General features: G+C 65.8%; 11 protein-coding genes and 2 tRNA genes. 8 read left to right on the forward strand and 5 right to left on the reverse strand.

Annotated elements, in window-relative coordinates; translation table 11 throughout:
* Positions 1-32 precede the first annotated feature (32 nt).
* Positions 33-773 (forward strand): SDR family NAD(P)-dependent oxidoreductase, encoded by a 741-nt coding sequence (locus tag BDI24065_RS17180; protein ID WP_175032283.1) that lies wholly within the window; start codon positions 33-35, stop codon positions 771-773.
* Positions 774-827: 54 nt separating this feature from the next.
* Here BDI24065_RS17180 and BDI24065_RS17185 read toward each other — a convergent pair whose 3' ends face one another.
* Positions 828-1,160, reverse strand: coding sequence for a hypothetical protein (locus tag BDI24065_RS17185; protein ID WP_175032284.1), 333 nt, complete (start codon positions 1,158-1,160; stop codon positions 828-830).
* Between the two features lie 212 nt (positions 1,161-1,372).
* A tRNA-Met gene (locus tag BDI24065_RS17190) sits at positions 1,373-1,449 on the reverse strand.
* 242 nt (positions 1,450-1,691) lie between these two features.
* On the opposite strand from BDI24065_RS17190, the gene BDI24065_RS17195 reads away from it, so the two are divergent.
* On the forward strand, positions 1,692-2,027 hold the full coding sequence (locus BDI24065_RS17195) for a hypothetical protein (protein ID WP_254609780.1): 336 nt from the start codon (positions 1,692-1,694) through the stop codon (positions 2,025-2,027).
* A gap of 273 nt (positions 2,028-2,300) precedes the next feature.
* Here the strand turns inward: BDI24065_RS17195 and BDI24065_RS17200 are convergent.
* Positions 2,301-2,375, reverse strand: a tRNA-Arg gene (locus BDI24065_RS17200).
* A 160-nt stretch (positions 2,376-2,535) separates the two neighbouring features.
* Positions 2,536-2,718: a rubredoxin gene (locus tag BDI24065_RS17205; protein ID WP_006398668.1), complete on the reverse strand. Its 183-nt coding sequence runs from the start codon at positions 2,716-2,718 to the stop codon at positions 2,536-2,538.
* Between the two features lie 199 nt (positions 2,719-2,917).
* Here BDI24065_RS17205 and BDI24065_RS17210 point away from each other — a divergent pair, with 199 nt between their 5' ends.
* From BDI24065_RS17210 to BDI24065_RS17230, 5 genes are all read left to right on the forward strand, one after another.
* Positions 2,918-3,322: a DUF4399 domain-containing protein gene (locus tag BDI24065_RS17210; protein WP_175032285.1), complete on the forward strand. Its 405-nt coding sequence runs from the start codon at positions 2,918-2,920 to the stop codon at positions 3,320-3,322.
* A gap of 310 nt (positions 3,323-3,632) precedes the next feature.
* A complete protein-coding gene (locus tag BDI24065_RS17215; RefSeq protein WP_438820018.1) occupies positions 3,633-5,582 on the forward strand; it encodes an ATP-binding cassette domain-containing protein in 1,950 nt (649 codons plus the stop codon).
* Between the two features lie 241 nt (positions 5,583-5,823).
* Entirely contained in the window at positions 5,824-7,806 is a 1,983-nt protein-coding gene (gene parE, locus BDI24065_RS17220; protein WP_175032287.1) for a DNA topoisomerase IV subunit B, read from the forward strand.
* A 69-nt stretch (positions 7,807-7,875) separates the two neighbouring features.
* Positions 7,876-10,197 (forward strand): DNA topoisomerase IV subunit A, encoded by a 2,322-nt coding sequence (gene parC, locus BDI24065_RS17225; RefSeq protein WP_175032288.1) that lies wholly within the window; start codon positions 7,876-7,878, stop codon positions 10,195-10,197.
* Positions 10,198-10,449: 252 nt separating this feature from the next.
* On the forward strand, positions 10,450-10,908 hold the full coding sequence (locus tag BDI24065_RS17230) for a CopD family protein (protein ID WP_175032289.1): 459 nt from the start codon (positions 10,450-10,452) through the stop codon (positions 10,906-10,908).
* Between the two features lie 52 nt (positions 10,909-10,960).
* Here BDI24065_RS17230 and BDI24065_RS17235 read toward each other — a convergent pair whose 3' ends face one another.
* The gene (locus BDI24065_RS17235; protein WP_175032290.1) at positions 10,961-11,845 is read right to left on the reverse strand and encodes a LysR family transcriptional regulator; all 885 of its coding nucleotides are present in this window, start codon (positions 11,843-11,845) and stop codon (positions 10,961-10,963) included.
* Between the two features lie 113 nt (positions 11,846-11,958).
* Between BDI24065_RS17235 and BDI24065_RS17240 the strand changes: the two genes are divergently transcribed.
* Positions 11,959-12,405 carry a multidrug/biocide efflux PACE transporter gene (locus tag BDI24065_RS17240; protein WP_175032291.1) on the forward strand — a complete coding sequence of 149 codons (447 nt, stop codon included), beginning with the start codon at positions 11,959-11,961 and terminating at the stop codon, positions 12,403-12,405.
* Positions 12,406-12,466: the final 61 nt, after the last annotated feature.

The raw sequence follows: 12,466 nt of genomic DNA on the forward strand, positions 1-12,466 counted from the left end.
CGGTCGTTACATAAATGAAGAAAGGAACCGACATGAACCGACTTCAGGGCAAGCGTGCACTCATCACGGGCGGCAGCCGCGGCATCGGTGCGGCGATCGCGCAACGGCTGGCGGCCGATGGCGCGGACGTTGCGATCACCTACGAGAAATCGGCTGAACGGGCGCAGGCCGTCGTGGCCGGCATCGAGGCGCTGGGCCGTCGCGCCGTAGCGATCCAGGCCGACAGCGCCGATCCGGTGGCCGTGCGCGACGCGGTCGATCGTGCGGCGGAGGCGTTCGGCGGTCTCGACATTCTCGTCAACAACGCGGGGATTTTCCGGGCCGGTGCGCTGGGCGATCTCACGCTCGACGATATCGACGCGACGCTGAACGTCAACGTGCGCGCGGTGATCGTCGCGTCGCAGGCGGCGGCGCGGCATCTCGGGGAGGGCGGACGCATCGTGTCGACCGGCAGTTGCCTCGCCACGCGCGTGCCCGATGCGGGGATGAGCCTCTATGCGGCGAGCAAGGCCGCGCTGATCGGCTGGACGCAGGGGCTCGCGCGCGATCTCGGCCCGCGCGGCATCACGGTCAATATCGTGCATCCGGGGTCGACGGATACCGACATGAATCCGGCCGACGGCGAGCATGCCAGTGCGCAGCGTTCGCGGATGGCGATCCCGCAGTACGGCAAGGCCGACGACGTGGCGGCGCTCGTGGCGTTCGTGGTCGGGCCGGAAGGGCGGTCAATCAACGGGACCGGATTGACGATCGACGGCGGTGCGAACGCGTGAGTGCGTGAATGCCGACGCCCGGCGTGATTTTTCGACCGGGCGGTGTTGCGTTCGTTATCGGCAGCCGAGCCGGTGATGCTCGGATTCGAGATCGGCCCGCTTGTCGTAGGCGCGCAGTTCGTTGCGCGGCTTGCCGTCCGGGCCCATCCCGCGCACGACCTTCTGGCCGCGGTCGGGTGTGTGCGTGACGGCGTCGATGCCGGCGGCCAGTTCACGGCAGCGCGCGTCGGCGGAGGTGGTTTCAGGGTGCGGTGCCGCTGCGTTCGTGATATTGGCGATGCCGGGGCTGACATAGCGCTGCGTTGCGGGCGCGGTGAGGGTGTCGGCGGCGGTAGCCGTGCCGGTCATCGCTGAAAGGGCGGCGAGTGCCGCGATCGCTCGAATCATTGCGGGAGTCCGGATGCTGAAGAAGGTTCGGAATTCTACGCAATATGTGGCGCAGGGCCATGGCGATTGGGCAGGATGCGATCGTGTGTCGCAGGTAGTGCCGGCGGCTGAATGTTCGTTGATCCGTATGCGCTGCTGGCAGTCAGTGCGCACGCAGCCGTGCGTGTGGAAAGCAAGAAGCCCGCTTGCTTTCGCAGAGCGGGCTTCGGTATTGGTTGCGGGGGTAGGATTTGAACCTACGACCTTCGGGTTATGAGCCCGACGAGCTGCCAGACTGCTCCACCCCGCAGCGCGAAGTGTACTAGGGCTGATGTGGGGAGTCAATCGATCTGTGATCGCGAGTCGAATGGAGCCCGCGGTTCACCGGCAGGCTCGGCACGCTCCGTGAAGGCCTCACAGAGAGGTGAACTGTCCGCGAAAGGCCAGACTTGGCCGATCGACAACGGCTGGTAGATCGTCAACAATCACGATTCGCTCCGCACGCCGTGAAGAGCCAGTGTTTGAATGAGAAAAATAACGGAGTAAGTTCGAATGAGCTTTCACACTCAGGTTTCGGTTCATCCGTTCGATGGTGAGCCGTTGAATATTGCGAGTGTCCGTGAGGAACTCTTGAAGTATCTTGACGAATATTCGCTGAGCCACGACGTATTGACCAACCTCGCCGAAGCATGTGATTCGGCTCTACCAACTTCAACCCTCTTCTTTCTGAACAGCCCGGCGATCGTCATGCTGTTCGACAAGTTGGCTGCATGTCTGCCGAATGTGTCGTTCGCGGTAAAGGGCTCTGGCGAGGATCACCGCGATATATGGGTGCGGGAGTATGCCGACGGAGTGGCCACCTTTGAAGCCGGGCCGTTCGACGAGTAAGCTGGCGGCAGTCCGACATCGTCGCGCCCGGTCCGTCGCCGGCGGTGTGGCGGAAACGGCGAGTTGGCGGGGCCAATGTTGATGCGTTATCGAGCTGATGCGTTCTCTGCATGTCAGTGAGACGCATTGTTGGTATCTGCCGGTACCAACAAAAGTATCAACACCTTCTCCGACCGTTACTAAAGTCTCGGGCAAGGCGGGGAGCTAGAGAGTCACCAGGCGGGGCGAAGCGGGGAGTTTCTTGCGAATCTTGGGGATGGTTTGACGCTTGGCTGGTCCCCCCGACAGGAATCGAACCTGTATCTAGCGCTTAGGAGGCGCTTGTTCTATCCATTGAACTACGGGGAGAGCCATGTCCGGGGGAAACGCGCGAAAAAACGCGAACCGGACGGCGGTGTGGACAGCGCGCAGAGTATAGCAAACGCGCGGCGCATCGGCGGGGCGGAATGCACGCCGACGCGCGTGATCGCGCAATCAGCCGCGATCGGAAAACCAGGGAATCGGCGAATCAGAAATCGACGACGACGAAATCTTCCTTGCCCACGTCGCACAGCGGGCAGCGCCAGTCGGCAGGAATGTCGGCGAAACGGGTGCCGGGTGCGATGCCTTCGTCGGGCAGTCCTTCCGCTTCGTTGTAGACCCACCCGCAAATCAGGCAGACCCAGCTCTGGTATTCGGTTACTTCGCTCATGTAGCGCTCGGGAAAATGGAAATTCGGTGATGCCGTCCGCGGCCTGGCCGGCGGACGAAAGGCGCAATGGTACCGGAATTTCGCCGAACGGCTCCGCAACGTCGTTTTAAACGTACGCATCGCGAACAACGCAACTGAAACACGCCCGCCGTGCGTGCGGTGTATGCTTCCGAGGCTGTCCAATCATAAGGAGAATGCGATGCTGAACAGAAAGTGGATCGCAGGTGCGGTATGCGTGGCGGCAATGGCCGTGTCGACGATGGCGCGGGCCGAGGCGCGCGTGTATTTCGAAGCGCCGAGCGATGGCGCGACGGTGTCGAACCCGGTGCACGTGAAGTTCGGGCTCGAAGGGATGGAGCTTCGGCCCGCCGGCGACATGACGCCGAACACCGGCCATCATCACCTGCTGATCGACGGCCGACCGATTCCGAAGGGCGACGTGATTCCGGCGAGCGAGCGCTCGCTGCACTTCGGCAAGGCGCAGACCGAAACCGAAATCAAGCTGCCGCCCGGCCAGCATACGCTGACGCTGCAGTTCGGCGACGGCATCCACCGGTCGTACGGCCCCGAAATGAGCTCGACGATCTCGGTCAACGTGAAGTAATCACGCGTGCCGCGTACGGGCGCCCGAGGCGCCCGGCGCGGAATGGTCGATCGGCCGGACGCCGGCATCCGGCGGAATTGGACCTTTCGCCGATCACCTGCGGCCGCTGTCCGCTACCGGAAGCCGGCCGCACCCGGTGTGCCTTCGGATCGCGCCGATGCGCATCGATGAACACCGTCCGCCCCCCGTCAAACGCGCGTTCCAACCCGCTCCCAACCCGTTTGCCGGCCTTATCCGTCCGGCCATGCCGGTGGCGCAGCCCGCGACCGGTACAATGGGCGCTTCCGATTTCTCTCTTCGCCGTCTCCCCATGTCGCTCTATTCCATTTCCGGCGCGCAGCTCGCGTTCGGTCACGTCGCGTTGCTCGATCACGCGGATTTCTCGCTGGAAGCCGGCGAGCGCGTCGGCCTGATCGGCCGCAACGGCGCGGGCAAGTCGTCGCTGCTGAAGATCGTCGCCGGGCTCGCGAAGCCCGACGACGGGCTGGTCACGCGCCAGCAGGAACTCGTGACCGTCTATGTGCCGCAGGAGCCCGAATTCGAGCCGGGCGCGACGGTGTTCGATGCGGTCGCGTCGGGCCTCGCGCACACGCGCGAACTGCTCGAAGAATTCGATTCGATCGCGCACCGCCTCGCGGATATCCCCGAAGGCGCCGAACACGATGCGCTGCTCGCGCGGATGAACGCGCTGCAGTCGTCGCTCGATGCGCACGACGCGTGGAGCTGGCGCACGCGCGTGTCGATGACGCTCGCGCAGATCGGCCTGGCGGACGTCGATGCACCCGTCGACGCGCTGTCGGGCGGGATGCAGAAGCGTGTCGCGCTGGCGCGCGCGCTGGTGCTGCAGCCCGACGTGCTGCTGCTCGACGAACCGACCAACCACCTCGACTTCGACGGCATTCGCTGGCTGGAAGAGCTGCTCGTCGCGCAGCGCGCGGGCCTGCTGTTCATCACGCACGATCGCGCGTTCCTCGACCGCGTCGCAACACGCATCGTCGACCTCGATCGCGGCCGACTGCTGTCGTACCCGGGCAATTTCTCCGCGTACCAGACGCGCAAGGCACAGCAGCTCGAAATCGAGCGCGTGGAAAACGAGAAGTTCGACAAGCTGCTCGCGCAGGAAGAAGTGTGGATCCGCAAGGGCGTCGAAGCGCGCCGTACGCGCAGCGTCGGCCGCATCGCGCGGCTGGTGCAGATGCGCAACGAGCGCGCGGAGCGCCGCAACACGCTGGGCAACGTGAAGCTGGATGTCGCGCAGGGCGAGAAGTCCGGCAAGATCGTCGCGGAGCTGACCGACGTGACGAAGCGCTACGGCGGCCGCGCGGTCGTCGATCGCTTCTCGACGACGGTGATGCGCGGCGACAAGATCGGCTTCATCGGCCCGAACGGCGCCGGCAAGACGACGCTGCTTAAGCTGATTCTCGGCGAACTGAAGCCCGACGAAGGCACGGTGCGCATCGGCACCAACCTGCAGGTCGCGTATTTCGACCAGATGCGTGCGCAGCTCGACCAGGAAAAGAGCCTCGCGGATACCATCAGCCCCGGCAGCGAATGGGTCGAGATCGGCGGCGTGCGCAAGCACGTGATGAGCTATCTCGGCGATTTCCTGTTCGCGCCGGAACGCGCGCGTTCGCCGGTGAAGTCGCTGTCGGGCGGCGAGCGCAACCGGCTGCTGCTCGCGCGCCTGTTCGCGCGTCCGGCCAACGTGCTGGTGCTCGACGAACCGACCAACGACCTCGACATCCAGACGCTCGAACTGCTCGAGGAGCTGCTGGCCGACTATGACGGCACGGTGCTGCTCGTCAGCCACGATCGCGCGTTCCTCGACAACGTCGTGACGTCGGTGATCGCGGCCGAGGGCGACGGCAAGTGGCGAGAATATGTTGGCGGCTTCAGCGACTGGCAGATCCAGAGCGCGCGCGCCGATCAGCTCGCGCAGCAGGAAGCCGCGAAGCGCGCGGTCAAGGATGCGGCGCCCGTCAAGGACGAGCCGGCGAAAAGCGCCGCGGGCCGCAACACGCAACGCACGGTGAAGCTGTCGTTCAACGAGCAGCGCGAGCTCGATTCGCTGCCGGAGAAAATCGCCGCGCTCGAAGAGGAGCAGAAGGCGATCAATGCCCAACTCGAGGACGGCTCGATTTTCGCGAAGGATCCGCAGGAAGGCACGCGCCTGACCGAGCGGTTCGCGGCGATCGACGACGAATTGCTCGAAGCGCTCGAACGGTGGGAAACGCTCGAGGCGAAGCGCAGGCCCGCGTAATCCGCGGACGCGTCGCGCGGCCGGCGGCCGCCGCGCGCGATTCCGCGATTGGCGTGCCACGCGGAACCAGTAAAATACCGCGCGTCCCGGGCAGCGCAGCGCACGCCGCGCGCCCGCTTTCGGAGCAGTCCAAGCACACCGTTGTTTCGATTCGCTTTTTTACGGAACTCAACGTTTTGTCCACGACGTTATCCACACGAGGTGTGGACATCGTCCCGATGAATGACGAAATTCAGCGCCTATGTCAACGAAGAAACCCAGCGCGGCCTATAGCGAAGCATCGATCAAGGTGCTCAAGGGTCTCGAGCCGGTCAAGCAGCGGCCCGGCATGTACACCCGTACCGAGAATCCGCTGCACATCATCCAGGAAGTCATCGACAACGCGTCCGACGAGGCGCTCGGCGGCTACGGCAAGCAGATCACGGTCACGCTGCACGCCGACCAGTCGATCTCGGTCGAGGACGACGGCCGCGGCATCCCGTTCGGCATGCACCCGGAAGAGGGTGTGCCGGTCGTCGAGATCGTATTCACGCGCCTGCACGCGGGCGGCAAGTTCGACAAGGCCGCGGGCGGCGCCTACACGTTCTCCGGCGGCCTGCACGGTGTCGGCGTGTCAGTGACGAACGCACTGGCGACGCGCCTCGACGTGACGGTCTGGCGCGACGGCAAGATCGCGGAGCTCGGCTTCGCCGAAGGCGATGTCGTGAAGCCGCTCGCGACGCAAGGCGCGGGCCGTGGCGAGAAGAAATCCGGCACGCGCGTGCAGGTGTGGCCGAATCCGAAGTATTTCGATTCTCCGAACCTGCCGCTCGGCGAGCTGCAGCGCCTCTTGCGCTCGAAGGCCGTGCTGCTGCCGGGCGTCGAGGTCGTGCTCGTCAACGAGAAGTCGGGCGAGCGCCAGACGTGGAAGTATGAAGACGGTCTGCGCGGCTACCTGCTCGACGAAATGAACGGCAGCGAGCTGCTGATCCCGCTGTTCGAAGGCGAGCGCTTTGCCGATTCGCGTTCGGGCGACGACACCTTCGCCGAAGGCGAGGGCGCGTCGTGGGTCGTCGCATGGAGCGAGGAAGGCTCGCTCGTGCGCGAGTCGTACGTGAACCTGATCCCGACGCCGGCCGGCGGCACGCATGAATCCGGCCTGCGCGACGGTCTCTACCAGGCGGTGAAAAGCTTCGTCGAACTGCACAACCTGCAGCCGAAGGGCGTGAAGCTGCTCGCGGAAGACGTGTTCGCGCGCGTGTCGTTCGTGCTGTCCGCGAAGGTGCTCGATCCGCAGTTCCAGGGGCAGATCAAGGAACGCCTGAACAGCCGCGACGCGGTGAAGCTCGTGTCGTCGTTCTCGCGTCCCGCGCTGGAGCTGTGGCTGAACCAGCACGTCGAGCACGGCAAGAAGCTCGCCGAACTCGTGATCAAGCAGGCGCAGGCGCGTACGCGCGCGGGCCAGAAGGTCGAGAAGCGCAAGAGCTCGGGCGTCGCGGTGCTGCCCGGCAAGCTGACCGACTGCGAGACGGAAGATATCGCACGCAACGAACTGTTCCTCGTCGAGGGCGATTCGGCAGGCGGCTCCGCGAAGATGGGTCGCGACAAGGAATACCAGGCGATCCTGCCGCTGCGCGGCAAGGTGCTGAACACGTGGGAAACCGAGCGCGACCGCCTGTTCGCGAACAACGAGGTGCACGACATCTCGGTCGCGATCGGCGTCGATCCGCACAGCCCCGATGACAGCGTCGACCTGTCGAACCTGCGCTACGGCAAGATCTGCATCCTGTCGGACGCGGACGTCGACGGCTCGCACATCCAGGTGCTGCTGCTCACGCTGTTCTTCAAGCATTTCCCGCAACTGATCGAGCGCGGCCATGTGTGCGTCGCGCGCCCGCCGCTGTTCCGCGTCGACGCGCCCGCGCGCGGCAAGAAGGCCGCGCAGAAGCTCTATGCGCTCGACGACGGCGAACTCGAGGCGATCCTCGACAAGCTGCGCAAGGACGGCGTGCGCGAGTCGCAATGGAGCATCAGCCGCTTCAAGGGTCTCGGCGAAATGAGCGCCGAGCAGCTGTGGGACACCACGATGAACCCCGACACGCGCCGCCTGATGCCGGTGAAGCTCGGCGAGCTCGACTACGAGGCGACCGTCGCACGCATGACGATGCTGATGGGCAAGGGCGAGGCAGCCGCGCGGCGCGGCTGGCTCGAGGAAAAGGGCAACGACGTCGAAGCGGACATCTAAGCCGAACACCTGCGCGGCCGGGCATGACCCCCGGCCCGGCCTCACGCCACTTACGAATACGGAATTCAGATGGACGACAACACTTCCGATCTCTTCGCCGGCCCCGATGCACCGGACGCCGAAGCGCTGACGCTCGGCAACTACGCGGAGCAGGCGTATCTCAGCTACGCGGTCAGCGTCGTGAAGAGCCGCGCGCTGCCCGACGTGTGCGACGGCCAGAAGCCGGTGCAGCGCCGGATCCTGTTCGCGATGAACGAAATGGGCCTCGGCCCGGACGCGAAGCCGGTGAAATCGGCGCGCGTGGTCGGCGACGTGCTCGGTAAATACCACCCGCACGGTGACCAGTCGGCGTATGACGCACTGGTGCGTCTCGCGCAGGACTTCTCGCTGCGCTATCCGCTGATCGACGGGCAGGGCAACTTCGGCTCGCGCGACGGCGACGGCGCGGCGGCGATGCGATACACCGAAGCCCGTCTCACGCCGATCGCGAAGCTGCTGCTCGACGAGATCGACCAGGGCACGGTCGACTTCATGCCGAACTACGACGGCTCGTTCGAGGAGCCGAAGACGCTGCCGAGCCGCATGCCGTTCGTGCTGCTGAACGGCGCGTCGGGCATCGCGGTCGGTCTCGCCACCGAAATCCCGTCGCACAACCTGCGCGAAGTCGCAGCGGCGGCGGTCGCGCTGATCCGCAACCCGAAGCTCACGCACGCGGAGCTGATGAACCTGATCCCGGGTCCGGATTTCCCGGGCGGCGGCCAGATCATCTCGAGCGACACCGAAATCTCGGCGGCCTATGAAACCGGCCGCGGCAGCCTGAAGGTGCGCGCGAAATGGAAGATCGAGGATCTCGCGCGCGGCCAGTGGCAACTGGTCGTCACCGAGCTGCCGCCGAGCACGTCGGGCCAGAAGGTGCTCGAGGAAATCGAGGAGCTGACGAACCCGAAGCTCAAGCTCGGCAAGAAGACGCTGACGCCCGAGCAGCTCAACACGAAGAAGGCGATGCTCGACCTGCTCGACGCGGTGCGCGACGAGTCGGGCAAGGAAGCGGCGGTGCGGCTCGTGTTCGAGCCGAAGTCGCGCACGATCGACCAGACGGAATTCGTGAATACGCTGCTCGCGTACACGAGCCTCGAATCGAACGCGACGCTGAACCTCGTGATGATCGGCGCCGACGGCCGGCCGGGCCAGAAGGGCCTGCTGACGATCCTCGACGAATGGGTGAAGTTCCGCCAGCTGACGATGACACGCCGGTGCCGCCATCGTCTCGCGAAGGTCGACGACCGCATCCACATCCTCGAAGGGCGGATGATCGTCTTCCTGAACATCGACGAGGTGATCCGCATCATCCGCGAGTCGGACGAGCCGAAGGCCGCGCTGATGAGTGCGTTCGGGCTCAGCGAACGGCAGGCGGAAGACATTCTCGAAATCCGCCTGCGCCAGCTCGCGCGGCTCGAGAAGATCAAGATCGAGAAGGAACTCGAAGCGCTGCGCGACGAAAAGGCGAAGCTCGAGGAGCTGCTCGCGAATGAAAGCGCGATGAAGCGGCTGATGATCAAGGAGATCGAGGCCGACGCGAAGCAGTACGGCGACGAGCGCCGCACGCTGATCCAGCAGGAAAAGCGCGCGACGTTCGAGGCGAAGGTGGTCGACGAGCCGGTGACGGTCGTCGTGTCGCAGAAGGGCTGGGTGCGTGCGCTGAAGGGCCACGGGCTCGACCCGGCCAGCTTCTCGTTCAAGGCCGGCGACCATCTGTACGCAGCGTTCCAGTGCCGCACGCCTGACCGCCTGATCGCGTGGGGCAGCAGCGGCCGCGTGTACTCGGTCGACGTGTCGGTGTTGCCGGGCGGGCGCGGCGACGGCGTGCCGGTCACGTCGCTGATCGAGCTCGAATCGGGCTCGCACCTGATGCACTACTTCGCGGCGCCGGCCGACCAGCAACTGCTGCTCGCGTCGAGCAACGGCTTCGGCTTCCTCGCGAAGGTCGGCGACATGGTGAGCCGCGTGAAGGCCGGCAAGGCGTTCATGACGATCGATGCGGGCGCGGTGCCGCTCGCGCCGATGCCCGTGCTGCCGAACGCGAAGCAGGTTGCCTGCCTGTCGAGCGGCGGCCGCCTGCTGGTGTTCGGCATGGACGAGATGAAGACGCTGTCCGGCGGCGGTCGCGGCGTGATCCTGATGGCGCTCGACGACAAGGAAACGCTCGTGCAGGCGCTCGCGATCGATCCGGCCGGCGTCGTGCTGATCGGCACGGGCCGCGGCGGCAAGGCGATGGACGAGACGCTGTCGTACGCGGCGCTCGCACCACACGTCGGCAAGCGCGCACGCAAGGGCCGCGCGCCGGACACGAAGCTCAAGGTCGTCAGCGAACTGCGTCCGCTGCTCGGCTGACGCGACGCACGATCGATCGTCCGGTTCGGCCGCGATCGAAGGCCGCACCTCCGCTTCGGCGGACGTGCGGCCTTGTCTTTTTTGGAGGGGGGATTCGGGTAAGCAAGCGTGGCGCTGTCACGCGGAACTTGCAAAATAATGTGAAATCGCGCCTGGGGTCTGAACCGCGCAGCGACAATCCGGTCGAACGTCGCTTGATGCCGCGTGCGACGCGGCCGTTCGCCGCACCCAACTCCTCACAGGATTGCCGTCATGTCCCATGCTGTCTCCGTCGCGCTGTTTCTTCATCTGCTGGCCGTCGCCGTGTGGGTGGGCGGGATGGTCTTCGCCAACTTCTGCCTGCGTCCGGCGCTGTCCGACCTGTCGCCGCAGCTTCGGTTGCCGCTGATCGAAGGCGTGTTCGGCCGCTTCTTCAACTGGGTATCGGGTTCCGTGATCGTGATCCTGCTGACCGGCGGCTTCCTGCTCATGGAGTTCGGTGGCGCGCACGCGACGTGGTCGCTGCACGCGATGGCCGGGCTCGGCGTCGTGATGATGCTGATCTTCGGGCATATCCGGTTCGCGCTGTTCCCGCGGATCCGCCGCGCGGTGCAGGCGCAGAAGTGGCCGGACGGTGCGCGCGCGGTGAATACGGTACGCCTGCTCGTCCTCGTGAACCTCGTGCTCGGCGTCGTCACGATCGGCGCAGCGGTGCTTTCGCGCGGTTTCTGATTGACCGGAGCTGGCCGGCCCGCGCTGGCCGCCGATGCGGCGGCCAGCGCCGCTACGCGGCCAGCATCGCATCGAGCAGCCATGAGCCGACCGGGCCGAGCGGCCGGTTGCGCGACCAGACCGCATCGACCCGCACACGGCGCGGCCAGCCGCGTGCACGCAACTCGCACAGGCGATCGCGCGCGAAGTGGTCGACCATCCAGCGCGGCAGTTCGGCCCAGCCGAACCCCAGCACGGCCATCTCCAGCAGCATCAGGTAGCTCGGTGCCAGCCAGTGCTGCGTGCCGACGACGATCCGGTCGTCGGCGCCGCGGCCTTCCGTTTTCACATAGGTATTGAGGCGCAGTTCGCGCACGTCGCGCAGCGCGGCGTGCGGCACGTCGGCGTCGCCGTATTCGGCGAGCGCGTGCGTGCGGCCGACGAACAGCCCGATCTCCGATTCCTCCGCGATCGTCGCCGCGCCGATATCGGCCGGGTAGGCCGCCCGTGCGGCCATCAGCCCCAGTTGCGCGCGCCCCTGCTGGATCAGGTCGAGCACGTCCTCGTGCTCGGCGATCTGGCATTCGAGTTCGAGCGCCGGAAAGCGCTGTTCGAGCGCCATCAACGTTTCCTCGTAGCGCTTCGACTGGTACGTGTCGGATACGACGAGCGTCAGCCGTGCTTCCTCGCCACGTGCGAGCCGCGCGGCCGTGCGGTCGATCGCCGCGCCGGCTTCGAGCGCGCGCTGGACTTGCGGCAGCAGCGCGCGCCCGGCGTCGGTCAGGGTCGGCGCCCGCGTCGAGCGGTCGAACAACTGCACGCCGAGATCGATCTCGAGGTTCGCGATCGCCTCCGACACGGTCGACTGGCGCTTGCCCAGCTTGCGCGCGGCGGCCGTGAACGAGCCGAGCAGCGCGGCTTCGGCGAAGGCGAGCAGGGCTTCGGGGGCGTGGCGCATGCAGTGCTCCTGACGGCGTTATATCGGTAAAACCGATGATATCAAACTGGATTCATACGGTTACGCCGATCAAAATGGCGGCCATGAACGAAGTAGACGAATCGGAGGGAATCATGAAACAGATCAACAAAACGGTGACGGAACGGCTGCTGCATGCACTGACGTTCGAGCTGGTCGCGATTGCGCTGTGCGCGCCGATCGGCGCGTGGCTGCTCGACATGCCGGTGTCGCACGTCGGCGTGCTGACGGTGATGGTGTCGCTGATCGCGATGGCGTGGAACATGGCGTTCAACACGCTGTTCGACCGCTTCGAACGCCGCATGGGGCTGACGCGCACGCTCGGCATGCGGATCGCGCATGCGGTCATGTTCGAGCTCGGCCTCGTCGCGATGGTGGTGCCGGTTGCCGCGTGGTGGCTGAACGTGGGCCTCGTCGAGGCGCTGGTGCTCGACCTCGGCATCGTGCTGTTCTTCCTGCCTTACACGTTCTGCTTCAACCTCGCGTACGACGCGCTGCGCGCCCGCTGGATGGCACGCCGGGTCGCAGTGCAGGCAGGTTGAAAACGGGCTGGACGGGCGAGACGGGCGAATGCCGGTAGCACCCGGCGGGGCGGAGGCGGCC

Origin of the sequence: Burkholderia lata (genome assembly GCF_902499025.1) — a bacterium.
Taxonomy (GTDB): Bacteria; Pseudomonadota; Gammaproteobacteria; order Burkholderiales; family Burkholderiaceae; genus Burkholderia; species Burkholderia lata_C.